This is a genomic window from Burkholderia seminalis DSM 23518, from assembly GCF_902832885.1.
GTDB lineage: Bacteria > Pseudomonadota > Gammaproteobacteria > Burkholderiales > Burkholderiaceae > Burkholderia > Burkholderia seminalis.
In genome coordinates this window covers 49248-73324 of sequence record NZ_CADFDK010000007.1, presented here as the reverse complement: position 1 = coordinate 73324, position 24077 = coordinate 49248, and the positions used below count along the sequence as shown (strand labels likewise).

The 24077-nt window shown below is 67.6% G+C and carries 18 protein-coding genes and 1 pseudogene; 12 read left to right on the top strand and 7 right to left on the bottom strand.

Features of this window, described 5'->3' with window-relative positions; all coding sequences use genetic code 11:
* The first annotated feature begins 138 nt into the window (after positions 1 to 138).
* Together HWX00_RS37195 and HWX00_RS21915 are read left to right on the top strand one after the other, a co-directional pair.
* Positions 139 to 1681, top strand: a pseudogene (locus HWX00_RS37195) (methyl-accepting chemotaxis protein).
* A gap of 411 nt (positions 1682 to 2092) precedes the next feature.
* Positions 2093 to 3637, top strand: coding sequence for a methyl-accepting chemotaxis protein (locus HWX00_RS21915; RefSeq protein WP_069246016.1), 1545 nt, complete (start codon positions 2093 to 2095; stop codon positions 3635 to 3637).
* Positions 3638 to 3751: 114 nt separating this feature from the next.
* On the opposite strand, the gene gabD is transcribed toward HWX00_RS21915, so the two are convergent.
* Both gabD and HWX00_RS21905 read right to left on the bottom strand, forming a co-directional pair.
* Positions 3752 to 5221 (bottom strand): NADP-dependent succinate-semialdehyde dehydrogenase, encoded by a 1470-nt coding sequence (gabD, locus tag HWX00_RS21910; RefSeq protein ID WP_034187779.1) that lies wholly within the window; start codon positions 5219 to 5221, stop codon positions 3752 to 3754.
* 100 nt (positions 5222 to 5321) lie between these two features.
* Entirely contained in the window at positions 5322 to 6611 is a 1290-nt protein-coding gene (locus HWX00_RS21905) for a 4-aminobutyrate--2-oxoglutarate transaminase (protein WP_049028866.1), read from the bottom strand.
* Between the two features lie 120 nt (positions 6612 to 6731).
* On the opposite strand from HWX00_RS21905, the gene pdxR reads away from it, so the two are divergent.
* Entirely contained in the window at positions 6732 to 8240 is a 1509-nt protein-coding gene (gene pdxR / locus HWX00_RS21900; protein ID WP_124610044.1) for a MocR-like pyridoxine biosynthesis transcription factor PdxR, read from the top strand.
* A gap of 65 nt (positions 8241 to 8305) precedes the next feature.
* Here pdxR and HWX00_RS21895 read toward each other — a convergent pair whose 3' ends face one another.
* Positions 8306 to 9142, bottom strand: coding sequence for a DMT family transporter (locus HWX00_RS21895; RefSeq protein ID WP_175028154.1), 837 nt, complete (start codon positions 9140 to 9142; stop codon positions 8306 to 8308).
* A 115-nt stretch (positions 9143 to 9257) separates the two neighbouring features.
* Here HWX00_RS21895 and selD point away from each other — a divergent pair, with 115 nt between their 5' ends.
* From selD to HWX00_RS21880, 3 genes are all read left to right on the top strand, one after another.
* Positions 9258 to 10322, top strand: coding sequence for a selenide, water dikinase SelD (gene selD / locus HWX00_RS21890; RefSeq protein WP_063851213.1), 1065 nt, complete (start codon positions 9258 to 9260; stop codon positions 10320 to 10322).
* A gap of 72 nt (positions 10323 to 10394) precedes the next feature.
* Complete coding sequence (locus HWX00_RS21885; protein ID WP_175028153.1) at positions 10395 to 10985, top strand: LysE family translocator; 591 nt, start codon at positions 10395 to 10397, stop codon at positions 10983 to 10985.
* A 229-nt stretch (positions 10986 to 11214) separates the two neighbouring features.
* Positions 11215 to 12294, top strand: coding sequence for a purine-nucleoside phosphorylase (locus HWX00_RS21880; RefSeq protein ID WP_034187784.1), 1080 nt, complete (start codon positions 11215 to 11217; stop codon positions 12292 to 12294).
* A gap of 208 nt (positions 12295 to 12502) precedes the next feature.
* Here the strand turns inward: HWX00_RS21880 and HWX00_RS21875 are convergent, their stop codons facing one another.
* Entirely contained in the window at positions 12503 to 12796 is a 294-nt protein-coding gene (locus tag HWX00_RS21875; RefSeq protein WP_034187785.1) for a DUF4148 domain-containing protein, read from the bottom strand.
* 442 nt (positions 12797 to 13238) lie between these two features.
* Positions 13239 to 14243, bottom strand: coding sequence for a putative multidrug efflux transcriptional regulator CeoR (gene ceoR, locus HWX00_RS21870; protein ID WP_034187786.1), 1005 nt, complete (start codon positions 14241 to 14243; stop codon positions 13239 to 13241).
* Between the two features lie 174 nt (positions 14244 to 14417).
* On the opposite strand from ceoR, the gene HWX00_RS21865 reads away from it, so the two are divergent.
* Genes HWX00_RS21865 through opcM form a run of 4 tightly spaced genes read left to right on the top strand, consistent with a single transcriptional unit; the run spans position 14418 to position 21320 of the window.
* On the top strand, positions 14418 to 15278 hold the full coding sequence (locus tag HWX00_RS21865; RefSeq protein ID WP_034187787.1) for an alpha/beta hydrolase: 861 nt from the start codon (positions 14418 to 14420) through the stop codon (positions 15276 to 15278).
* A gap of 32 nt (positions 15279 to 15310) precedes the next feature.
* Positions 15311 to 16528: a multidrug efflux RND transporter periplasmic adaptor subunit CeoA gene (gene ceoA, locus HWX00_RS21860; RefSeq protein ID WP_034187788.1), complete on the top strand. Its 1218-nt coding sequence runs from the start codon at positions 15311 to 15313 to the stop codon at positions 16526 to 16528.
* A gap of 45 nt (positions 16529 to 16573) precedes the next feature.
* Positions 16574 to 19774, top strand: a complete 3201-nt coding sequence (ceoB, locus tag HWX00_RS21855; protein WP_034187789.1) for a multidrug efflux RND transporter permease subunit CeoB — start codon at positions 16574 to 16576, stop codon at positions 19772 to 19774.
* 10 nt (positions 19775 to 19784) lie between these two features.
* Positions 19785 to 21320, top strand: a complete 1536-nt coding sequence (opcM, locus tag HWX00_RS21850; protein WP_034187790.1) for a multidrug efflux transporter outer membrane subunit OpcM — start codon at positions 19785 to 19787, stop codon at positions 21318 to 21320.
* 93 nt (positions 21321 to 21413) lie between these two features.
* On the opposite strand, the gene HWX00_RS21845 is transcribed toward opcM, so the two are convergent.
* Positions 21414 to 22010 carry a TetR/AcrR family transcriptional regulator gene (locus HWX00_RS21845; RefSeq protein ID WP_034187791.1) on the bottom strand — a complete coding sequence of 199 codons (597 nt, stop codon included), beginning with the start codon at positions 22008 to 22010 and terminating at the stop codon, positions 21414 to 21416.
* Between the two features lie 129 nt (positions 22011 to 22139).
* Here HWX00_RS21845 and HWX00_RS21840 point away from each other — a divergent pair, with 129 nt between their 5' ends.
* A complete protein-coding gene (locus HWX00_RS21840) occupies positions 22140 to 22571 on the top strand; it encodes a hypothetical protein (protein ID WP_034187792.1) in 432 nt (143 codons plus the stop codon).
* A 65-nt stretch (positions 22572 to 22636) separates the two neighbouring features.
* On the opposite strand, the gene HWX00_RS21835 is transcribed toward HWX00_RS21840, so the two are convergent.
* A complete protein-coding gene (locus tag HWX00_RS21835; protein ID WP_049029246.1) occupies positions 22637 to 23527 on the bottom strand; it encodes a LysR family transcriptional regulator in 891 nt (296 codons plus the stop codon).
* Between the two features lie 98 nt (positions 23528 to 23625).
* On the opposite strand from HWX00_RS21835, the gene HWX00_RS21830 reads away from it, so the two are divergent.
* The gene (locus HWX00_RS21830; RefSeq protein ID WP_175028152.1) at positions 23626 to 24066 is read left to right on the top strand and encodes a PACE efflux transporter; all 441 of its coding nucleotides are present in this window, start codon (positions 23626 to 23628) and stop codon (positions 24064 to 24066) included.
* The last annotated feature ends 11 nt before the right edge of the window (positions 24067 to 24077 follow it).

Sequence of the window (24077 nt, the reverse complement as noted above, 5' to 3'; positions counted from 1 at the left end):
ATGCGCGGCAGGATTAAGGTTTTCTGCCGAATTGCCGACAGCAAGGACGAGAACGTCGTAAAGCGATCAACCGTTTTTCGGCTACTGAGCGTGATTTCAGCGCGGCGCGGACAACCAATCCGCCTTTCGGAGCCTTGCATGCGCAACAACCAGCCCGTTACCCAACAGGAATTCGATTTTCCCGACGACGTCACGCTGATGTCGACGACCGATGCCGACAGCTACATCACGTACGCGAACACGACATTCGCGCAGGTGAGCGGCTATTCGAACGAGGAACTCGTCGGCCAGCCGCACAATGCCGTGCGCCACCCGGACATGCCGCGCGAGGCGTTCGCCGACATGTGGGCGACGCTCAAGCGCGGCGAGCCGTGGACCGCGCTCGTGAAGAACCGCCGCAAGAACGGCGATCACTACTGGGTGCGCGCGAACGCGATTCCGGTGATGCGCAACGGCCAGCCGCAGGGCTACATGTCGGTGCGCACGAAGGCGCCGAGCGACGAGACCGTGGCCGCCGATGCGCTGTATCGCGCGTTTCGCGAAGGCAAGGCCGGCCAGCGCCGCTTCCACAAGGGGCTCGTGATCCGTACCGGGCTGCTGCGCATCGCGTCGCTGCCGCAGACGATGTCGGTGCGCGCGCGTGCATGCGGCGCTGGGCGTGCTGACGCCGGTCGTCGTCGGCACGGGCTGGGCCTGCGGGCTGACCGGCGGCGGGCTCGCGGCGTTCGCCGCGGTGACGGCCGGCGTGGCGGCCGCGGCCGGCTGGTGGCTCGACGCGCAGATCGTGCAACCGGTGAAGCGGTTGCACGAGCAGGCGCTGAACGTCGCGACCGGTGAAAGCCGGCGCGGCGTGCGGATGAACCGCGTCGACGAGATCGGCATGACGCTGCGCACGATCAATCAGCTCGGGCTGATGTTTCGCTGGCTCGTCGACGACGTCAGCGAGCAGGTGCACAACGTGCAGCGCGCGAGCAACGAGATCGCACAGGGCAACAACGACCTGAGCGCGCGCACCGAGCAGGCCGCGTCGAGCGTGCAGCAGACGGCCGCGTCGATGGCCGAGATGACGGCGACCGTGTCGAGCAACGCGGAGACGGCCCTGCAGGCGAACCAGCTGTCGGTGTCGGCGAGCGACGCGGCCGAGCGCGGCGGGCAGGCGGTGAGCGAGGTCGTGACGACGATGAGCGAGATCACCGACAGCTCGCGCAAGATCGCCGACATCATCGGCGTGATCGACGGCATTGCATTCCAGACCAACATCCTCGCGCTGAACGCGGCGGTCGAGGCCGCGCGGGCCGGTGAACAGGGGCGCGGTTTCGCGGTGGTCGCGGGCGAGGTGCGCGCGCTCGCGCAGCGCAGCGCGAACGCGGCGAAGGAGATCAAGACGCTGATCGGCGCGAGCGTCGAGCGCGTGGAATCGGGCGCGCGGATCGTCGACGGCGCGGGCAAGACGATGGAGGATATCGTCACGCAGGTGAAGCGCGTGTCGGACCTGATCGCGGAGATCAGCTCGTCGACGGCCGAGCAGAGCACGGGCGTCGCGCAGGTCGACCAGGCGGTCGTGCATCTGGACAACATCACGCAGCAGAACGCGGCGCTCGTCGAGCAGAGCACGGCGGCATCGGAGAGCCTGAAGCAGCAGGCGACCCGGCTGGTGGATGCGGTGAACGTGTTCCGCTGATGGCCGCAAGCGTGCGCGACGGGCGGATTCGATCGAAGATTTCCGAATGTCGCGCACCCTGCGCATGGCTTTTTTTGCTTCAATCGAAATTCGATAAACGAGAAATATTCGTATTCCGATTTTTCCGGCGGCGCATTAAATGGAATTGGCCGAATCGAAATCAATAATCAGACGAATACCCGTTAAACCGTTGTCCGGCAAGGCTTTTGTTTCATCCATAAACAAACGATTCGGCAAAAACAAGATGATGCAAATTTAATGAATATTTTCCCGAATACACCGTAATGTTTTCGTGGAATTTGCCGAAAGCGCAGGAGCACGGCTCACGCGCATGCGAATCGACAGCAATGCGCGCGGGTCTCGAATCAATCCACAAGCGGGCGCAAGATCCGCCATCCGGAGCTCCTCACCATGCGCAACAACCAGCCCGTCACGCAACGCGAATTCGATTTCCCCGATGACGCGACGCTGATGTCGACGACCGATGCCGACAGCTACATCACGTACGCCAACGCGGCATTCATCCAGGTCAGCGGATTTTCTCCCGACGAAATCGAACGTCAGCCGCACAACGTCGTGCGCCATCCGGACATGCCGAAGGAGGCGTTCGCCGACATGTGGGCGACGCTCAAGGGCGGCGAGCCGTGGACCGCGCTCGTGAAGAATCGCCGCAAGAACGGCGATCACTACTGGGTGCGCGCGAACGCGATTCCGGTGATGCGCAACGGCCAGCCGAAAGGCTATATGTCGGTGCGCACGAAGGCGACGCGCGACGAGATCGCGGCCGCCGAAGCGTTGTATCGCGATTTCCGCGAAGGCAAGGCCGGCAATCGCCGCTTCCACAAGGGGTTGATCGTCCGCACGGGTGTGATGCGCGTTGTTTCGCTGTTCCAGACGATGTCGGTGCGCGCGCGCGTGCATGCGGCGCTGGGCGTGCTGGCGCCGGCCGTCGTCGGCGCCGGCTGGGCCTGCGGGCTGACCGGCGGCGCGCTGGCGGCGTTTGCCGGCGCGGCGGTGGGCGTGACGGCGGTTGCCGGCTGGTGGCTCGATGCGCAGATCGTGCAGCCGCTTCGGCAATTGCGCGACGAGGCGCTGCGCGTCGCGACCGGCGAGAGCCGCAGCAGCGTGCGGATGAACCGCGTCGACGAGATCGGCATGACGCTGCGCACGATCAACCAGCTCGGGCTGATGTTCCGCTGGCTCGTCGACGACGTCAGCGAGCAGGTGCACAACGTGCAGCGCGCGAGCAACGAGATCGCACAGGGCAACAACGACCTGAGCGCACGTACCGAACAGGCCTCGACAAGCGTGCAGCAGACGGCCGCGTCGATGGCCGAGATGACGGCGACCGTGTCGAGCAATGCGGAAACGGCGCTGCAGGCGAACCAGTTGTCGGTGTCGGCGAGCGATGCGGCCGAGCGCGGCGGGCAGGCGGTGAGCGAGGTCGTGACGACGATGAACGACATCACCGCCAGTTCGCGCAAGATCGCCGACATCATCGGCGTGATCGACGGCATCGCGTTCCAGACCAATATCCTCGCGCTGAACGCCGCGGTCGAGGCCGCGCGCGCGGGCGACCAGGGACGCGGTTTCGCGGTGGTGGCGGGCGAGGTGCGCGCACTCGCGCAGCGCAGCGCGAACGCGGCGAAGGAGATCAAGGCGCTGATCGGCGCGAGCGTCGATCGCGTGGAATCGGGCGCGCGGATCGTCGACGGCGCGGGCAAGACGATGGAGGACATCGTCACGCAGGTGAAGCGCGTGTCGGACCTGATCGCGGAGATCAGCTCGTCGACGGCCGAGCAGAGCACGGGCGTCGCGCAGGTCGACCAGGCGGTCGTGCATCTGGACAACATCACGCAGCAGAACGCGGCGCTCGTCGAGCAGAGTGCGGCGGCGTCGGAGAGCCTGAAGCAGCAGGCGGCGCGGCTCGTGGAAGCGGTGAACGTGTTTCGTTGATCGCGGCAGGGAAGGTGACGCGGGCGCGGCGGAGAGGGGCGCCGGCCCGCGTCGGACCGCCCGGTTCCGGCCGGGCGGTCAGGGCCTGTCGCCGAAGCGGCAGGCCCCGAGCCGTCAGACGGCGAGGCAGAGGTACTTGATCACGACGTAGTCGTCGATGCCGTAGTGCGAGCCTTCGCGGCCGAGGCCCGACTGCTTGACGCCGCCGAACGGCGCGACTTCGTTCGAGATCAGGCCCGTGTTCACGCCGACCATCCCGTATTCGAGCGCTTCCGCCACCTTCCACACGCGGCCGATGTCGCGGCTGTAGAAGTAGGCGGCCAGGCCGAACTCGGTATCGTTCGCGAGGCCGATCACTTCCTCGTCGCTGCTGAACTTGAACAGCGGCGCGAGCGGCCCGAACGTCTCTTCCTTCGCGACCTTCATCGCCGGCGTGACGCCCGTCAGCACGGTCGGCTCGAAGAAGCCGTGGCCGAGCGCGTGGCGCTTGCCGCCCGTCACGACGGTCGCACCCTTCGCGAGCGCGTCCTCGATGTGCGCCTCGACCTTCAGCACGGCCGCTTCGTTGATCAGCGGGCCCTGCGTGACGCCCGGCTCGGTGCCGCGGCCGACCTTCAGCTGGCCGACGGCGGCCGCGAGCTTCTGCGCGAACGAGTCGTACACGGCTTCATGCACGTAGAAGCGGTTCGTGCACACGCAGGTCTGGCCGCTGTTGCGGTACTTCGATGCGATCGCGCCCTGCACGGCCGCATCGAGGTCGGCGTCGTCGAACACGATGAACGGCGCGTTGCCGCCCAGCTCCAGCGACACCTTCTTGACCGTCGCCGCGCATTGCGACATCAGCAGGCGGCCGACCGGCGTCGAGCCCGTGAACGACAGCTTGCGCACGATCGGGTTCGACGTCATTTCGCCGCCGATCGCCTTCGGGTCGCCCGTGACGACGCTGAACACGCCGGCCGGCACGCCCGCGCGTTCGGCCAGCACGGCCATCGCGAGTGCGGAGAACGGCGTGGCCTCGGCCGGCTTCACGACGATCGGGCAGCCGGCCGCGAGCGCCGGGCCGACCTTGCGCGTGATCATCGCCGCCGGGAAGTTCCACGGCGTGATCGCCGCGCACACGCCGATCGCTTCCTTCGTCACGACGATGCGCTTGTCGCTCGCCGGCGTCGGGATCGTGTCGCCGTACACGCGCTTGCCCTCTTCCGCGAACCACTCGAGGAACGACGCCGCGTAGCCGATCTCGCCCTTCGCCTCGGCCAGCGACTTGCCCTGCTCGGTCGTGAGGATCAGCGCGAGGTCGTCGGCGTTTTCCATCATCAGGTCGTGCCACTTGCGCAGGATGACCGCGCGTTCCTTCGCGGTCTTCTTGCGCCACGCCGGCCATGCGGCGTTCGCGGCGTCGATCGCGTGACGCGTCTCGGCCGTGCCCATCGCCGGCACGGTGCCGAGCAGGCCGCCCGTCGCCGGGTTGCGGACATCGAACGTCTCGCCGTTCGTTGCGCCTTGCCATTCGCCGTTGACGTACGCCTGCTGGCGGAACAGCGACGGATCTTTCAGTGCCAGGGTTTCCTGAACGGTGCTCATATGAATCGCCTGCTTTGAAAAGGACGGGTAAGGACGGATGAAAACGGCCGCCGCCGTCTTCACGACGGCGGCGGCGCATTCAGTTGAAGTGGGCGGGCACTCAGGCCGGCACGCCGACCGTTTCCTTCAGCACTTCCTCGAGGATCGCGAGCGCTTCGTCGAACACGGGCTGCGTGATCGTCAGCGGGAACAGGAAACGCACGACGTTCGAGTACACGCCGCACACGAGCAGCAGCAGGCCGCGCTCGAGCGCACGCGTCTGCACGCGCTTCGTGAATTCGGCATCCGGCTCGCCCGAGCCCGGCTTCAGGAACTCGACCGCGATCATCGCGCCCGGGCCGCGCACGTCGGCGATCTGCGGCACGTCGGCCTGCAGCGAGGTCAGCTTCGCCTTCAGCACGTCGCCGAGCTGCGTCGCGCGTTCGCACAGCTTTTCCTCGTCGATGATCTCGAGCACCGCGTGCGCCGAGGCGACGGCCAGCGGGTTGCCCGCGTACGTGCCGCCGAGGCCGCCGGGCGCTGCCGCGTCCATCACGTCCGCACGGCCGACGACGCCCGACAGCGGCATGCCGCCCGCGAGGCTCTTCGCCATCGTGATCAGGTCGGCCAGCACGTCGTAGTGCTGCATCGCGAACAGTTTGCCGGTGCGTGCGAAGCCCGTCTGGACTTCGTCGGCGATCAGCAGGATGCCGTGTTCGTTACAGATCTTGCGCAGCGCGCGCACGAATTCGGCCGGTGCCGGGTTGAAGCCGCCTTCGCCCTGGACCGGTTCGAAGATGATCGCGGCGACGCGCTTCGGATCGATGTCGGCCTTGAACAGCATCTCGATCGCCTTGATCGAGTCGGCGGTCGTCACGCCGTGCAGCGCGTTCGGGTACGGCGCGTGGAACACGTCGCCCGGGAACGGGCCGAAGTTCAGCTTGTACGGGGCGACCTTGCCGGTCAGCGCCATGCCCATCATCGTGCGGCCGTGGAAGCCGCCCGAGAACGCGATGACGCCCGGGCGGCCGGTCGCGGCCCGCGCGATCTTGATCGCGTTCTCGACGGCTTCGGCGCCGGTCGTGAAGAATGCGGTCTTCTTCGGGAAGTCGCCCGGCGCGCGGTCGTTGATCTTCTCGGCCAGCTCGACGTACGACGCGTACGGGACGATCTGGTAAGCGGTGTGCGTGAAGCTGTTCAGTTGATCCGAGATCGCCTTGACGATCTTCGGGTGGCGGTGGCCCGTGTTCAGCACCGCGATGCCGGCGGCGAAATCGATGAAGCGACGGCCTTCGACATCCCACAGTTCCGCGTTCTCGGCGCGGGCTGCGTAGAAATCGCACATCACGCCGACGCCGCGCGGGGTGGCGGCGTTCTTGCGGGCCTGCAGATCGGCATTCTTCACGGTCATCTCCTTGATGTTCTTTCCGGTGAGTAGAAATTCGGGCGCCTTGGCAGCCCATGGAGGCGACTATAATCACATTTGGCTCTGGCAATCAGAGCCATTTCAATAAATATTCAGGAGCCAATCATGCGCGCGAGCGTGTTGTCGGACTGGCTGGCGCAGCGCCTCGTGCGCGGCGGCGCACAGCCGATCTACCGGCAGCTTCACCGGCTGCTGCAACAGGCGATCCTGTCGCGCGAACTGCCGGCCGGCACGCGCGTGCCGTCGTCGCGGCTGCTGGCCGCCGAACTCGGCATCGCCCGCAACACGGTCACGCAGGTTTACGAACAGCTGGCGCTCGAAGGCTATGTGAATTCGGCGACCGGCCGAGGCACCTTCGTCGCCGACAGCGCGCCGGACGAGATCGTCGGCGTGCCGCCCGACGCGGCGGCCGGGCCCGCCGTCGTGATGCCGTCCGCGCGGCGGCTGTCCGCGCGCGGCACGCGGCTCGTCGAAGGCGCCGGCGTGTCGAAGCGCCAGGGCGGCGCGTTCATGCCGGGCGTGCCCGATGTGTCGCGATTTCCGGCGCGCGTGTGGACGCGGCTGCACAACAAGTACTGGCGGCGCCTGCGCCCCGACCTGCTGACGTACGCACCGGGCGGCGGGCTCGCGCTGCTGCGCGAGGCGCTGGCCGACTACCTGCGCACGTCGCGCTCGGTGCGCTGCACGCCCGAGCAGATCGTGATCACGACCGGCATCCACCAGTCGATCGACCTCGCGGTGCGGTTGCTGACCGATCCGGGCGACGCGATCTGGACCGAGGACCCGTGCTACTGGGGCGTGCGCAGCGTGCTGAACGTGTCGGGGCTGACCACGCGGCCGATTCCGGTCGACGACGAAGGCATCGCGCCGTCGGCCGCCGATCTCGCCGCGCCGCCGAAGCTGATGCTCGTCACGCCGTCGCACCAGTATCCGCTCGGCATGGTGATGAGCCTCGCGCGGCGGCGGATGCTGCTCGAATACGCGCGCCAGCACGGCTGCTGGATCATCGAGGACGACTACGACAGCGAATTCCGCTACGGCAGCCGGCCGCTCGCGTCGCTGCAGGGGCTCGACACGGCCGGGCAGGTGATCTACGTCGGCAGTTTCGGCAAGACGCTGTTCCCGGGGCTGCGGGTCGGGTATCTCGTCGCGCCGGAACCGCTCGCGGAAAGTTTCGCGACCGCGAGCGCCGAGCTGTACCGCGAAGGGCAACTGCTGCAGCAGGCGGTGCTCGCGGAATTCATCGCGGAAGGGCACTTCGTGTCGCATATCCGCAAGATGCGCACGCTGTACGGGCAGCGCCGCGAGGTGCTGCTCGAGGCGGTCGCGCGCCGCTACGGCGATACGCTGCAGGCACTCGGCAGCGACGCGGGGCTGCATCTGGTCACGCAACTGCCGGAAGGGGTCGACGATCGCGCGGTCGCGCAGGCCGCGCTCGAACGCAATATCGTCGTGCGGCCGCTGTCCGGTTACTACGCGGATCGCGAGCGCGCCGCGTCGGGGTTGCTGCTCGGTTATGCGTGCGTGCCGGAAGACGAGATCGCGACCGCGTTCGCGACGCTCGCCGAGGCGATCGACGAGCGGGCGTTCGGCGGGGCCGTCGCGGTGGCTTGACGGCGCGGCAGCGGCATCGTCGCGGGGCGGCGCCGGTGGTCGGTGCGAGGCCGGCGCGGGCGCGCCTACAGCCGGATCAGCGCCGCGCCGGCCACCACCAGCGCGCACGCGGCGAGCCGTTGCGCGCCGGGCCGCTCGCGCATCACGAACCAGCCGATCGCGACCGCGAAGATCGAGCTCGTTTCGCGCAGCGCGGACACGGTCGCGACCGGCAGGTGCCGGTACGCGAGGATCACGATCCCGTATGCGGCGAGCGAGATCGTGCCGGCGATCGCGCCCTGCGTGAGTGCCGTGCGCGACGCGAGCACCGCGCGCGGGCCGCCGCGCAGCACGCCGACGAGCACGAGCTGCGGCACGCTCCACTGCAGGTACACCCACGCGATGTAGCCGAGCGCGCTGCCGGACAGGCGCGAGCCGATCCCGTCGCAGATCGAGTACGCGGCGATGAACACGCCCGTGAGCAGCGCATACGGCACGCCTTCGCCGGAGAACCGGAAGCCGCGCCGCAACGCGAGCGACATGATCCCGAACGACACCAGCGCGATGCCCGCGAAGCCGAACGGCGTCGGCCGCTCGTGCAGCATCGCGAGCGCCAGCACCGACACGAGCAGCGGCGAGATACCGCGCGCGATCGGATAGATCTGGCCGAATTCGCCGCTGCGGTACGCGCGCGCGAGCGTGAAGCAGTACGCGACCTCGAGCGCGGCCGACGCGACGATGTACGGCCACGCGGCGGGCGCCGGCGCCGGCAGCAGCGCGGCGCCGGCGATGCCGAACGCGAGATACGGCAGCGACATCGTGCCGAGCTGCACGAGCCGGTCTTCGCTGACGTGGAGGAACGCATTCCAGATGGCGTGCAGCAGCGCGGAGCACAGCACGAGGCCGATGAACAGGTGATCCATGAACGAAGGTGCGGGCGGCGGCGGGCGGGGGACGGCGCCGTCAATTATGTGGGTATCCGGCGCGCTCGCGCGGAATTGTCGATAATAGAACGTTGTTATTCACCGGATGCCGACGATGACCGAAGCCACCCAAGCCCAGCCTGCCGTTCCGCGCCTCACGAGCCTGTCGCACGGGGGCGGCTGCGGCTGCAAGATCGCGCCGGGCGTGCTGTCCGAACTGCTGAAGCGCGCGACGCCGCCCGCGCTGTTCCCGGACCTGCTGGTCGGCACCGAGACGTCCGACGACGCGGCCGTCTACCGGCTCAACGACGAGCAGGCGATCGTCGCGACCACCGATTTCTTCATGCCGATCGTCGACGATCCGTTCGACTTCGGCCGCATCGCGGCGACCAACGCGCTGTCCGACGTGTATGCGATGGGCGGCAAGCCGATCCTCGCGCTCGCGCTGGTCGGCATGCCGATCAACGTGCTGCCGCATGAAACGATCGCGGCCGTGCTGCGCGGCGGCGAATCGGTGTGCGCGGACGCCGGCATTCCGGTCGCGGGCGGCCATTCGATCGATTCGGTCGAGCCGATCTACGGGCTCGCGGCGATCGGCGTCGTGCACCCGTCGCGCGTGAAGCGCAATGCGGCCGCGCGCGCCGGTGACGTGCTCGTGCTCGGCAAGCCGCTCGGCGTCGGCGTGCTGTCGGCCGCGCTGAAGAAGAACCAGCTCGATGCCGACGGTTACGCGCAGATGGTCGCGACGACCACCAAGCTGAACCGGCCGGGCACGGAGCTGGCCGCGCTGCCGGGCGTGCATGCGCTGACCGACGTCACGGGCTTCGGGCTGCTCGGTCATACGCTCGAGCTGGCGCGCGGCGCGCAGCTGACCGCGCGCGTGCACTATGCGTCGCTGCCGTGGCTCGCCGGCGTCGAGGCGTTCGTGGCCGACGGCGTGTTCACCGGCGCGTCGGGCCGCAACTGGGCCGCGTACGGCACCGACGTACGGCTCGCCGACGGCCTGCCGCCGGTCGCGCAGGCGCTGCTGACCGATCCGCAGACGTCGGGCGGCCTGCTCGTCGCGTGCGCGCCCGACGCGGTCGACGACGTGCTCGCGTGCTTCCGTGCCGACGGTTTCGACCGCGCGGCCGTGATCGGCGAGATGGTGGACGGGCCCGCGCGCGTCGACGTCGCCTGACGCGGATTTTCCGCGCGGGTTCTTTATGCGGTCGCCGGAATCGATGCCTTCCCTCGAAGGCATCGACGATCGATGAACGACTTCCTGTTCGGGCTGATGATCGCGCTGTCGGTCGGGCCCGTTGCATGGATGATCGCGAACTACGGCATGCGCGCCGGCACGGCGACCGGCGTGCGCGCGGCAATCGGCGTTGCCGCGGCGGACGGCTGTCATGCAGTCGTCGCGTTCACGATCGGCGCGATGCTCGCGAGCACGCTCGCGGCGCATCTGTCGTTGTTCCGTAGCGTGGGCGCGGGCGTATTGCTCGCGATGGGCATGCGGATGCTGTGGCAGGCGCTGCGCGACCGTCGGCGCACGCTCGAAGGCGATACGCCGCAGCCGGGCGACCGCCCGTTGATGTCGATGTTCGTCGTCACGCTCGCGAACCCGCTGACGATCCTGTTGTTCTACGGCTATGCAACGGCTGCCGCCGGCGCGCATCGGCACTGGCTGACCGGTGCCGCGTGCGTGTTCGCGGGCAGCCTCGCGGGGCAGCTCGTGTTCGCGTTCGGCGGCAGCGCGATCGGCCGCTTCGTGAAGTCGCCCGGGTGGCTCGCGGCGAGCCATGTGGTCGCCGCGCTCGTCGTGCTCGGTTACGGTGTTGCGGGGCTGATGCGCGTGTAGCGCGGCGGGCAGCGGCCGGCGTCGCACGGGCGGCCAACCCGATAGCATTCCTGATGTTTGCAATACGGCGGCGAACGCGCGCATTCCGTCACGCAACACGCGTCCATGCGCACGAAACACCGTTCGCCGTTTCGTAGTCGGGTTCCGCATTGCGTACGCCCGTTCTATACTCCCTCGCGCAGTCTCCGAGAGCCGTTCTCACCCAACATCATCGAAACAAGGAACGCCGATGCTGACTCGCTCCATCCTTTCCGCTGCCGCATTCTCGCTCGCGGCCTGTGCGACCGCGCCGTCGATCGCGCAGGACAACCAGGGCAACAACGCGGGCAACCATGCATTCGCCGAGACCGGTGCACAGGGCCGCCCGGTCAAGGTCATGATCATCACGATGTTCGGTCCGGAGGGCCAGGCGTGGCTCGACCGGCTCGGCCCGTGGCGCGACATCGCCGTGCCGGGCCTGTCGCCCGACTACCCGGCCGTTCACTGCAACAAGCAGGACGTGTGCGTCGTGACGACCGGCATGGGTTATGCGAACGCGTCGGCGACGATCATGGCGCTCACGTTCTCGCAGCGCTTCGATCTGCGCCGGACGTATTTCCTGGTGTCCGGCATCGCGGGCGTCGACCCCGCGCAGGGCACGGTCGGTTCGGCCGCGTGGTCCAAATACCTCGTCGATTTCAGCCTGCAGTGGGAGCTCGACGCGCGCGAGATTCCCGCCGGCTGGAACACGGGTTTCCTCGGCATCAACACGAAGAGCCCGAACGACAAGCCGCCGCTCGACTATCGCACCGAAGTGTTCCAGCTCAACCCGCAGCTGACCGACGCCGCGTACGCGCTGTCGCGCAACGTCGTGCTCGCCGACAGCGCGCAGGCGCAGGCTGCCCGCGCGAAGTTCACGTATGCGCCGGCGAACCGGCCGCCGACGGTGATCCAGTGCGATACGTCATCGGGTAACACGTGGTTCTCCGGCACGCTGATCGGCGAGCGCGCGCGCCAGTGGACGAAGATCCTGACCGACGGCAAGGGCACCTACTGCATGACCGCGCAGGAAGACAACGCGACGTATGAGGCGCTCAAGCGCGCGGCGAGCGTGAAGCGGGTCGACCTGTCACGCGTCGCGGTGCTGCGCACGGGGTCCGATTTCGACCGCCCGTATGCGGGGCAGACGAGCGCCGACAACCTGCTGAACTACGCGGACCAGGGCGGCTTCGCCCCGGCGACCGAAAACCTGTACCGCGCGGGCAATCCGCTGGTTCAGGACATCGTCACGCACTGGGGCGAATGGCGCGACGGCGTGCCGCGCCGTTGACGGCCGGACGATGACTCGGCCGGCGGTCAATGCGATCGCGGGGCCGAACGGAACGGCGTCCAGACCGGCGTGGTGTCGTCCCAGTGATCGAGCGGCGAAGGAAGGGTGTCGTTCATCATGTGCTCCTGCAAGTCACTGACTCGGCGAGTCGTCGAAAGGTGTGCCGCGACGCCGCGCACGGGCCGACCCGTTGCGCGGCGTCGCGCGTTTACCGGCCCCCGCCGGCGAGCTGGTTGCTTTCCGGCAGCGAGCGATACGGGCCCTGGGCGAGTTCGAGCCCTTGCGGATACGAATTCGCCTTGCGCAGGTACGCGAGCGTGCCGTCCTTGCGCGCTTGCACGACTTCCGCGCTCACTTCGGCACGCGTACGCGGGCCATTGTGCTGCGCGTACCACGACGTATTGCCGTAGTCGCCGGCGTGCGGCGTGCCCGAATCGGCGAAGGCCGGTGCGGACACGGCGAGCGTGAGCGCGAGGGCGGAGAGAAGATGGCGGCGGTTCATGGCATAACTCCTGTGTCGATATGAGTCAGCGCTTCAGCGCTGACTCGGATCCCATGTCGGAGCGGGCGTCCGAGCGCTGCTCCGGTCCCATCGAGCGGGATCTGTTCGATGCGCAACGAGGTGCGCGACAGGGTTTACTCTAGGTATCTGTTCGGTCGCGATAAATGCGGCAGACGCGAATTGATTTGTCGCCGCACCGGAACAATCGACATCCGCATGGACGACAGGGTTATGCGGAAATTGCCGGCAGCCCCGTGCAGCGGGGCGCACGCGGGTGCGGCGGCCACCCGCGACGGCGCGCGCGGGCGATTGCTGCTCGCGACACAAAGGTTTGCTGCGGAATCGGGAAGGATCGGATGCGCCGAGCGCATCGGCGGCTTGAAGACGGCGAGGAGAGCGGACGATGCGCGAGCCGCGCGGCCCGCGCATGCAGGTCAGACGATTACGCGACCCATTCGTTGATGACCGGCGTGTCGAGCGCCGGCGCGCGTTCGGCTTCCTCGAACGTGCGCTTGCTGCACGTCGCGTCGAGGCTGCCCTTGCCGCTCAGCAGCGGGCAGCGGTCGAACACCTCGGCCACCCAGTCGACGAACACGCGCACCTTCGGCGACAGGTGGCGGCTGTGCGGATACACGACCGAGATCGGCATCGGCAGCGGCTTGACGCCGGGCAGCACTTCCTTGAGCCGGCCTTCGCGCAGCTGCGGCAGCACCATGAAGAGCGGCGGCTGGATCAGGCCGAAGCCTTCGATCCCGCAGGTCACGTACGCATCCGCGTCGTTCACCGACACGATGCTGTTCATCTTCACCTCGATTTCCTTGCCTTCGGTGAGGAACGTCCAGTCGATCGTGCGGCCGGTGCGGCTCGAGAAATAATTGACGGCCTTGTGCTGGCCGAGATCGTCGATCGTCTGCGGCTCGCCGTGGCGCTCGAGATACGCGGGCGCGGCGACCGTCACGCATTCGAACAGGCCGACGCGACGCGCGACCAGCGACGAATCCTGCAGCGCGCCGACCCGGATCACGCAGTCGACGCCTTCCTGCAGCAGGTCGACCGGCCGGTCGGACAGGCCGAGCTGCAGGTCGATGTCCGGATAGCGTGTATGAAATTCGCACAGCGACGGAATCACGAGCAGCCGCCCGATCGAGCCCGGCATGTCGATACGCAACTTTCCGTGCGGTTTCCGGTTGTTGGCCTGGAAGCTCGCTTCGGTTTCCTCGACGTCCGCGAGGATCCGCACGCATCGTTCGTAGTACGCGGCGCCGTCCGGCGTGAGCGACAGTCGGCGCGTGGTCCGGTGCATCAGCCGCACGCCGAGGAAGGCTTCGAGATTCTGGATGATCGTCGTGACGGACGCTCGCGGCAGGCCGAGCGTTTCTGCTGCCTTGGTGAAGCTGCTTGTATCGACGACGCGAGTAAACACCTGCATGGCCTGAAGCCGGTCCATCACAACCTCCGCAATCTAATTTGCCGCCGGAACGACAAGGCTGCGCTACCTCGTGGGTAAACGCAGCCTCGGATTGTTCGGGGGCGTTGAATTGTGTTGCCGGATTATAGGCATTTATCCCAATGTCTGCCGGACCCAGAATTCGTTCCATCTCGAAATGGATGCTGCATCGTCATGGACGCTTCTGAATTCAGCAAATTCCTGAAAGCCGCGTTGCCCGCGCAAGCCTTGGCGGGCGCGGCGCTGACGGTCGCCGAAGTGGAAATTCCCGGCTACGCGCAGGACATCGTGCTGCGCCTCTACCGCCGCCCGGACAAGACCGGGTTGCCGGTAGTGCTTTATTTCCACGGCGGCGGTTTCGTCCGCGGTTCGCTCGAGGACGCGGATTTCGCCGCGCGTTTTTTAGCAGAACGCTTACCAGCACTCGTAGTGTCGGTCGATTATTCGCTCGCGCCGGCCTTTCCCTTTCCGGCCGCGCCGGAGGATGCGTATCGCGCGGCCGTGTGGGTCGCGACGCGGGCCCGCGCGTTCGGCGGCAACCCGAAGAAGATCGGGGTCGCCGGCCACGACGCGGGCGGCCAGCTCGCGAATTGCCTCGCCTTCATCGCCCGCGACCGCGGTGAAGTGTCGATCGCCGCGCAGGCGCTGTTCGGACCGATGCTCGACCCGAGCATGACGCGCATCGGCGACGCCGAGCGCCTCGCGTCCGACATCACCCCGCGCGAATGCGCGGCCTGTTATCGCGCGTATCTGCCGCAGGCGGCGCAGCGCATGCATCCGTACGCGGCGCCGCTCGAGTCGGTGCGCCTCGCGGGGCTGCCGCCGACGCTCGTCGTCACCGCGCAGAACGACGTGCTGCACGTCGAAGCGGAGAAATATGCGAGCTGCCTGATCTCGTCGGGCGTGCTCACGCAGGTGATCCGCTATCCGGACATCACGCACGCCGCGCTCGCGACACACGAAGCCGCGTTCGAGGAAGCCGTGCGCTTCTTCCAGTGCCGCTTCCAGGCGCGCCAGCCGAACCGTTCCGAATAACCAAAACCATTCCACGTTTACTGGAGATCCACATGGCCATCCTACGCACCTCCCGCTCGCGAATCGCCACCGCGGCGATCGTGACGCTCGCCGTCGTCGGCCTCGGCACGTTCGGCGCGATGCGCGTGAACGCGAACGCGCCCGAGAAAGCGGCGGCGCCGCTGCCCGAAGTCGACGTCGCGACCGTCGTGCCGCAAACCGTGACCGACTGGCAAAGTTATTCGGGCCGCCTCGAAGCGGTCGAGAAAGTCGACGTGCGTCCGCAGGTGTCGGGCACGATCGTCGCGGTGAACTTCAAGGACGGCGCGCTCGTGAAGAAGGGCGACGTGCTGTTCGTGATCGACCCGCGCCCGTACCAGGCCGAAACCGATCGCGCGGCCGCGCAGTTGGCCGCCGCGCAGGCGCGCAACGGTTATGCGCAGACGGACTGGCAGCGCGCGCAGCGGCTGATCGGCGACAACGCGATCGCGAAGCGCGACTACGACGAGAAGCAGAACGCGGCGCGCGAGGCGACGGCGAACCTGAAGGCCGCCGAAGCCGCGCTGGAAACGGCGCGCATCAACCTCGGCTATACGCGGATCACCGCCCCCGTGTCGGGCCGCGTGTCGCGCGCGGAAATCACGCTCGGCAACGTCGTGTCGGCCGGCGCGTCGGCCGCGCCGCTGACGACGCTGGTATCGGTGTCGCCGATCTACGCGTCGTTCGACGCGGACGAGCAGACCTACCTGCAATACATCAACGGCGCGCGCAACGGCCGCAAGGTGCCGGTGGAGCTCGGTCTCGCGAACGAAACGGGCTACTCGCGCAGCGGCGAGATCGATTCGGTCGACAACCGGCTCGATACGTCGTCCGGCACGATCCGCGTACGCGCGCGTTTCGACAACGCCGACGGCGCGCTCGTCCCGGGGCTCTATGCACGCGTGAAGGTGGGCGGCAGCGCGCCGCACGAGGCATTGCTCGTCGACGACGCGGCGATCAACACCGACCAGGACAAGAAGTTCGTGTTCGTCGTCGACCAGCAGGGCCGTGTGTCGTACCGCGAAGTGCAGCAGGGAATGCAGCACGGCAACCGGCGCGTGATCGTGAGCGGGCTGTCGGCCGGCGATCGCGTGATCGTGAACGGCACGCAGCGCGTACGCCCCGGCGAGCAGGTGAAGCCGCACATGGTCCCGATGACGGGCGGCGATGCGCCGTCCGCGCCGCTCGCGAACAACGCGAAGCCGGCCGCACCGGCGAAGGCGGATTCGTAAGCGGCCCGCCGCTTCGCATCCGCGTTCAACCAGACAGAGCCACACATGAACATTTCCAAATTCTTTATCGACCGGCCGATCTTTGCAGGAGTCCTATCGGTGATCATCCTGCTCGGCGGGGTGATCGCGATGTTCCTGCTGCCGATTTCGGAATATCCGGAAGTCGTGCCGCCTTCGGTGATCGTGAAGGCGCAGTATCCGGGCGCGAACCCGAAAGTGATCGCCGAGACGGTCGCGTCGCCGCTTGAAGAGCAGATCAACGGCGTCGAGGACATGCTCTACATGCAGTCGCAGGCGAACAGCGACGGCAACATGACGATCACCGTCACGTTCAAGCTCGGCACCGATCCGGACAAGGCCACGCAGCTCGTGCAGAACCGCGTGAACCAGGCGCTGCCGCGCTTGCCGGAAGACGTGCAGCGGCTCGGCATCACGACGGTGAAGAGCTCGCCGACGCTGACGATGGTGGTCCACCTGATCTCGCCGGACAACCGCTACGACATGACCTACCTGCGCAACTACGCGCTGATCAACGTGAAGGATCGCCTGTCGCGGATCCAGGGCGTCGGCCAGGTGCAGCTGTGGGGTTCGGGCGACTACGCGATGCGCGTATGGCTCGATCCGCAGAAGGTCGCGCAGCGCGGGCTGTCGGCCGAGGACGTCGTGCAGTCGATCCGCGAGCAGAACGTGCAGGTCGCGGCCGGCGTGATCGGCGCGTCGCCGTCGCTGCCCGGCACGCCGTTGCAGCTGTCGGTGAACGCGCGCGGCCGTCTGCAGACGGAAGACGAATTCGGCGACATCGTCGTGAAGACGACGCCGGACGGCGGCGTCACGCACCTGCGCGACATCGCGCGGATCGAGCTCGACGCGTCCGAATACGGGCTGCGCTCGCTGCTCGACAACAAGCCGGCCGTCGCGATGGCGATCAACCAGTCGCCGGGTGCGAACTCGCTGCAGATCTCGGACGAAGTCCGCAAGACGATGGCCGAGCTGAAGCAGGACATGCCGGCGGGCGTCGACTACAAGATCGTCTACGACCCGACGCAGTTCGTGCGCTCGTCGATCAAGGCCGTCGTGCACACGCTGCTCGAGGCGATCGCGCTGGTCGTGATCGTCGTGATCGTGTTCCTGCAGACCTGGCGCGCGTCGCTGATTCCGCTGATCGCGGTGCCGGTGTCGATCATCGGCACGTTCTCGCTGCTGCTGGCGTTCGGGTATTCGATCAACGCGTTGTCGCTGTTCGGGATGGTGCTCGCGATCGGGATCGTGGTCGACGATGCGATCGTCGTCGTCGAGAACGTCGAGCGGAACATCGAGAGCGGGATGAACGCGCGGCAGGCGACCTACAAGGCGATGCAGGAAGTGAGCGGGCCGATCATCGCGATCGCGCTGACGCTCGTCGCCGTGTTCGTGCCGCTCGCGTTCATGTCGGGCCTGACCGGCCAGTTCTACAAGCAGTTCGCGATGACCATCGCGATCTCGACGGTGATCTCGGCGTTCAACTCGCTGACGCTGTCGCCGGCGCTGTCCGCGATCCTGCTGAAGGGTCACGGCGACAAGGAAGACTGGCTCACGCGCGTGATGAACCGCGTGCTCGGCGGCTTCTTCCGCGGCTTCAACAAGGTGTTCCATCGCGGCGCGGAGAACTACGGCCGCGGCGTGCGCGGCGTGCTGTCGCGCAAGACGCTGATGCTCGGCGTGTACCTCGTGCTGGTGGGCGCGACCGTGCTCGTGTCGAAGGTCGTGCCGGGCGGCTTCGTGCCCGCGCAGGACAAGGAATACCTGATCGCGTTCGCGCAGCTGCCGAACGGCGCGTCGCTCGACCGTACCGAGAAGGTGATCCGCGACATGGGCTCGATCGCGCTGAAGCAGCCGGGCGTCGAGAGCGCGGTCGCGTTCCCGGGGCTGTCGGTGAACGGCTTCACGAACAGCTCGAGCGCGGGCATCGTGTTCGTCACGCTGAAGCCGTTCTCGGAACGGCATGGCAAGGCGCTGTCGGCCGGCGCGATCGCGGGCGCATTGAACCAGCAGTACAGCACGATGAAGGATTCGTTCGTCGCGGTGTTCCCGCCGCCGCCGGTGCTGGGGCTCGGTACGCTCGGCGGGTTCAAGATGCAGATCGAGGATCGCGGCGCGGTCGGCTACGCGAAGCTGTCGGATGCGACCAACGACTTCATCAAGCGCGCGCAGCAGGCGCCTGAACTCGGCCCGCTGTTCACGAGCTACCAGATCAACGTGCCGCAGCTCAACGTCGATCTCGATCGCGTGAAGGCGAAGCAGCTCGGCGTGCCGGTGACCGACGTGTTCAACACGATGCAGGTGTATCTCGGCTCGCTGTACGTGAACGACTTCAACCGCTTCGGGCGCGTGTACCAGGTGCGCGTGCAGGCCGATGCGCCGTTCCGCCAGCGCGCGGACGACATCCTGCAACTGAAGACGCGCAACGACAAGGGGGAGATGGTGCCGCTGTCGTCGCTCGTCACGGTGACGCCGACGTTCGGCCCCGAAATGGTCGTGCGCTACAACGGCTACACGGCGGCCGACATCAACGGCGGCCCGGCGCCGGGTTTCTCGTCGGGCCAGGCGCAGGCCGCGATCGAGCGCATCGCGCATGAAACGCTGCCGCGCGGCGTGCGGTTCGAGTGGACCGACCTCACGTACCAGCAGATTCTTGCCGGCGATTCGGCGATGTACGTGTTCCCGATCAGCGTGCTGCTCGTGTTCCTCGTGCTCGCGGCGCTGTACGAAAGCCTGACGCTGCCGCTCGCGGTGATCCTGATCGTGCCGATGAGCATTCTGTCGGCGCTGACGGGCGTGTGGCTCACGCAGGGCGACAACAACATCTTCACGCAGATCGGCCTGATGGTGCTGGTGGGGCTGTCGGCGAAGAACGCGATCCTGATCGTCGAGTTCGCACGCGAGCTCGAACACGACGGCAGGACGCCGCTCGAGGCCGCGATCGAGGCGAGCCGGCTGCGTCTGCGCCCGATCCTGATGACGTCGATCGCCTTCATCATGGGCGTGGTGCCGCTCGTCACGTCGACGGGGGCCGGGTCGGAAATGCGCCATGCGATGGGGGTCGCGGTGTTCTTCGGGATGCTGGGCGTGACGCTGTTCGGGCTGATGCTGACGCCGGTGTTCTACGTCGTGCTGCGGACGCTCGCGGGCGGCAAGATCCACGTCGCCGGCAAGGATTCGTCGGGTTACGGCGTGCCGCCGTCGGGCGCGTCGGCTTCGGATGCTTGAGGAAAACAAGATGGACAACATGCACAACACGAACGGCCTGATGCGCTTCGCGAAGGTGGCGGCCGCGAGCACCCTGCTCGCGACGCTGCTCGCCGCGTGCGCGGTGGGCCCCGACTACCAGCGTCCGGATGCCGCGGCGCCCGCCGCATTCAAGGAAGCGCCGACGCTCGCCGCCGGCGAGCAGGCCGGCACCTGGAAGACGGCCGAGCCGTCGGACGGCGCCCATCGCGGCGAATGGTGGAAGGTATTCGGCGACCCGGTGCTCGATTCGCTCGAGACCCAGGCGCTCGCCGCGAACCAGAACCTGAAGGCCGCGGCCGCGCGTGTCGAGGAAGCGCGCGCGGCGACGCGTTCGGCGCGTTCGCAATGGTTCCCGCAGGTCGGCGCCGGTTTCGGGCCGACGCGCGAAGGGCTGTCGTCGGCGTCGCAGTTCCAGCCGCAGGGCACGGGCCCGACCAACGCGACGCTGTGGCGCGCGCAGGGCACGGTGTCGTACGAGGCCGACCTGTTCGGCCGCGTGGGCCGCAACGTCGAGGCGTCGCGTGCGGACCAGGCGCAGAGCGAAGCGCTGTTCCGTTCGGTGCAGCTCGCGCTGCAGGCCGACGTCGCGCAGAACTACTTCGAACTGCGCCAGCTCGATGCGGACCAGGACCTGTACCGCCGCACGGTGGAGCTGCGCGAGCAGGCACTGACGCTCGTGCAGCGCCGCTTCAACGAAGGCGACATCAGCGAGCTCGACGTGTCGCGCGCGAAGAACGAGCTGGCCAGCGCGCAGGCCGATGCGGTCGGCGTCGCGCGCCGGCGTGCGGCGTCCGAGCATGCGCTCGCGATCCTGCTCGGCAAGGCGCCCGCGGATTTCGGGTTCAAGGAAACGCCGATCGTGCCGGTCGCGGTGAAGATTCCGCCGGGCTTGCCGTCCGCGCTGCTCGAACGCCGTCCGGACGTGTCGGCGGCCGAGCGCGCGATGGCCGCCGCGAATGCGCGGATCGGCCTCGCGAAGTCCGCGTACTTCCCGAAGCTCGATATCACGGGCTCGTTCGGTTATGAAGCGTCGACGCTCGGCAACCTGTTCCTGTGGTCGAGCCGCACGTTCCTGCTCGGGCCGTTCGCCGGCACCGCGCTGACGTTGCCGCTGTTCGACGGCGGCCGTCGCGCGGCCGGCGTGCAGCAGGCGCGCGCGCAGTACGACGAGCAGGTCGCGAACTACCGGCAGCAGGTGCTCGTCGCGTTCCGCGAGGTCGAGGACAATCTGTCCGACCTGCGCCTGCTCGACGACCAGATCCGCGCGCAGGATGCGGCCGTCAACGCGTCGCGCCGTGCGGCGAAGCTGTCTCGGACGCAGTACCAGGAAGGCGAGGTCGCCTATCTCGACGTGATCGACAGCGAGCGCTCGGTGCTGCAGTCGCAACTGCAGGCGAACCAGTTGACCGGCGCGCAGGCCGTGTCGACCGTCAACCTGATCCGCGCGCTCGGCGGCGGCTGGGGCGCGGCGCCGACGGCGGTCGGCGATGCGGCCTCCGTGAAGGCGGAAGTCGCAGCACGTTGACGCGGCGGCCCGTCAAGGGCCGTTCAGGCAGATGGTGGAGGCCAGTACCCCGATTCGCGGCAACGCGGATCGGGGTTTTTCATTGGCCGGTCGTCAGGGCTGCCGTTCGGGCTGCACGTCCGTGCGCTCGGCGATCACGACTGCGTAGCGGCCGACCGCATCGGCGATGCGTTGCGCGAGTTCGGGATCGCGCACGGCACGCGCGAGCGTGACGCCGCCCGACAGCAGCGCGAGGAACGCGATCGCGCGGTCGTCGTCGGGTCGGTCGCCGAGCCCGGACGACACTTCGTCGACGATCTGCCGCAACGCCTGTTCGTACGCGTCGCGCGTGTCGTCGTCGGCGCGCATCACTTCGGGCGACAGGCTCGGCAGCGCGCAGCTTTCGCCGAGTGCGCAGGTGCGCCGCGGCCCGAGATAGAACGACACGAACGGGCGCCGCCAGCGCGCGCCGTGTTCGGCCTTGAGCGCCGCGACGCCTTGCCGGAGCTGGTCGAGGCCGTCGAGCACGACGGTGCGGAACGCTTCGCCTTTCGATTTGAAATGCCCGTAGAACGCGCCGTTGGTGACGCCGGCCGCTTTCGTCAGCGGACCGATGCCGGAGCCGCCGTAACCCTCCTGGCGGAACAGGCGGCTCGCGGCTTCGAGGATGCGCGTGCGGGTTTCGTGCTTGTGCTCGACGGAATAACGCATGACAGGCTCGCTTCAGAGCGATCGCTCTCTTTATGACTTGCATAGAGAGCGATCAGTGTCTAATGTATAGAGAGTGACTGATATTTATATCACGTCACGATTCCGATGACCTGACCTGGAGAAAGTGCGATGCCGATTACGCTGACAGTATCCGAAGGGGTTTTCACGCCGGACGACGAGGGGCCGGTGTTTGCCGAGTTGACCGATGCGCTGCTGGAAGTCGAGGGCTTGACCGGGAACGGGTTCCTGGCGCCGAACGTGGTGGGCACGCTCAACGTGCTGCCGCGTAACAGGACCTTCGTGCACGGCCGCGCGGCGCCCGCCGCGTTCGTCGAACTGAAACTGCCTGCCGTGGCGCTCGCGGCGCCCGACAAGCAGCGGCAATTCGTCGAACGGGCGACCGGGATCGTGCTGCATCGCGCGGGCGGGCGCCTGACGCCGGCGCAGGTATGGGTGAATGTCGTGCATGCGGCCGATGGCGGATGGGGCATTGCCGGGCGACGGTACGACAACGCAGCGCTCGTCGATTCGATTCAGGGCGCGGCGGTTGCCTCGCATTGATCGCAACTAACGGTCAGGCCGCCGGGCGTTGACCGACGGCGTGGCGGCGATGGCCGCCACGCCGGCTATTTGCCGTCGCCGGCCGCCCGCAGCGCGCGCACCAGCTCGCTCGCCGCCTTGCCGAGCTCCGTATGCTTCGGCCGCCGCAGATAAACGGGCAGCGGCAAGCCGTTGCGGATGTTCGCGAACACGAGCGGCGCGAGTTCGCCGTCGGCGACATACCGGCCGATCATGGATTCGGGCAGGTTCGCCCAGCCGTGCCCGGCCTTCACGAGCGAGATCGCGGTCGCCATGTCGGTCACTTTCCAGGTGCGGTTGCCGATCAGCGGCCGCACGTCGGTCAATGGCCGTTCGGGATCGGCGATCACGATCTGCCGGAAGCCCGACAGCCGCTCGATCCCTTCGGGATGCGCGGCTTCGGCGAGCGACGGATGATCGGGCGCCGCAACGGCTAGCAGCGTCTCGGTCCACAGCGCATGAATCTGCTCCCGCGGATGCAGGTCGAGCCCGCCGTACGCGACGCAGAGATCGACGGTGCCGCGATGCAGGGCGTCGACGATCGCGTCCTGCGGCGCGGTCACGATGCTGATCGCGAGCGCCGGGTATTTCGCGGCAACGGCGGTCAGCGCACGCGCAACGGGCGCGCCGTCGAGTTCGGCCGCGAGCCCGAGCCGCAGCGTGTCCTCGACGCCTTCGGACAAGTGCCGCGCATGCGCGCGCAGCGCGTGCAGCCGTTCGGCGATCGAGCGCGCGTCGGGCAGCAGCGCGATCATCGCGGCGGTTGGCGTCGGTTCGCGCGAGCCGCGATCGAACAGCACGAGATCGAGTTCGGCCTCGAGGTTCGCGATCGCCATGCTGACGGCCGACGGCGTGCGACCGAGCGCACGCGCGGCTGCCGAGAACGAGCCTTGGTCGATCACGGTCAGCAGCATGTCGATGTGATCGCTGGTCAGCATCGGCGGCCTCCTGTCAGCAAAATTGAAAGGACCTGACTTGGGCGGGCGGCGGCCCGCTGATAGTCTCGCCACCTTGTTCGACATGAAGGTGGATGGTCATGCAAGGGTGGAAGAGACGCATAGTTTACGTCGTGATGTTCGAGGTGCTCGGCATCCTCGTCGCGTCGTCGGTGCTCGGCATGCTGAGCGGGGCGAGTGTCGCGGCGAGCGGCCTGCTGGGCGTGATGATCTCGACGACGGGCGTCACGGTCAATTTTCTGTACAACCTCGCGTTCGAGGCATGGGAGCGGCGCAGCGCGGCGACGACGCGCACGGTCGGGCGGCGTGTGGTGCATGCGATCGGGTTCCAGGTCGCGCTGGTGACGTTCCTGATTCCGCTGATCGCGTGGTGGCTCGACCTGTCGCTGTGGCAGGCGTTCCTGTACGACGCGGTGCTGATCGTGTTCTTCCCGATCTTCACGTTCACGTACAACTGGGCGTTCGACAGCGTGTTCGGATTGCCGGATGCGGTGACGCGCAAGGCCGAACCGGTCGTCTGAGGCAAAGGCAG

Bases quoted from the DNA above. Each gene is read 5' to 3' on its own strand.
- opcM (WP_034187790.1), top strand. From the start codon at position 19,785: ATGGACAACATGCACAACACGAACGGCCTGATGCGCTTCGCGAAGGTG.
- HWX00_RS21880 (WP_034187784.1), top strand. From the start codon at position 11,215: ATGCTGACTCGCTCCATCCTTTCCGCTGCCGCATTCTCGCTCGCGGCC.
- HWX00_RS21895 (WP_175028154.1), bottom strand. From the start codon at position 9,142: ATGGATCACCTGTTCATCGGCCTCGTGCTGTGCTCCGCGCTGCTGCAC.
- gabD (WP_034187779.1), bottom strand. From the start codon at position 5,221: ATGAGCACCGTTCAGGAAACCCTGGCACTGAAAGATCCGTCGCTGTTC.
- HWX00_RS21905 (WP_049028866.1), bottom strand. From the start codon at position 6,611: ATGACCGTGAAGAATGCCGATCTGCAGGCCCGCAAGAACGCCGCCACC.
- HWX00_RS21835 (WP_049029246.1), bottom strand. From the start codon at position 23,527: ATGCTGACCAGCGATCACATCGACATGCTGCTGACCGTGATCGACCAA.
- HWX00_RS21845 (WP_034187791.1), bottom strand. From the start codon at position 22,010: ATGCGTTATTCCGTCGAGCACAAGCACGAAACCCGCACGCGCATCCTC.
- ceoR (WP_034187786.1), bottom strand. From the start codon at position 14,243: ATGGACCGGCTTCAGGCCATGCAGGTGTTTACTCGCGTCGTCGATACA.
- HWX00_RS21875 (WP_034187785.1), bottom strand. From the start codon at position 12,796: ATGAACCGCCGCCATCTTCTCTCCGCCCTCGCGCTCACGCTCGCCGTG.
- HWX00_RS21840 (WP_034187792.1), top strand. From the start codon at position 22,140: ATGCCGATTACGCTGACAGTATCCGAAGGGGTTTTCACGCCGGACGAC.
- ceoB (WP_034187789.1), top strand. From the start codon at position 16,574: ATGAACATTTCCAAATTCTTTATCGACCGGCCGATCTTTGCAGGAGTC.
- HWX00_RS21865 (WP_034187787.1), top strand. From the start codon at position 14,418: ATGGACGCTTCTGAATTCAGCAAATTCCTGAAAGCCGCGTTGCCCGCG.
- HWX00_RS21830 (WP_175028152.1), top strand. From the start codon at position 23,626: ATGCAAGGGTGGAAGAGACGCATAGTTTACGTCGTGATGTTCGAGGTG.
- selD (WP_063851213.1), top strand. From the start codon at position 9,258: ATGACCGAAGCCACCCAAGCCCAGCCTGCCGTTCCGCGCCTCACGAGC.
- ceoA (WP_034187788.1), top strand. From the start codon at position 15,311: ATGGCCATCCTACGCACCTCCCGCTCGCGAATCGCCACCGCGGCGATC.
- HWX00_RS21915 (WP_069246016.1), top strand. From the start codon at position 2,093: ATGCGCAACAACCAGCCCGTCACGCAACGCGAATTCGATTTCCCCGAT.
- pdxR (WP_124610044.1), top strand. From the start codon at position 6,732: ATGCGCGCGAGCGTGTTGTCGGACTGGCTGGCGCAGCGCCTCGTGCGC.
- HWX00_RS21885 (WP_175028153.1), top strand. From the start codon at position 10,395: ATGAACGACTTCCTGTTCGGGCTGATGATCGCGCTGTCGGTCGGGCCC.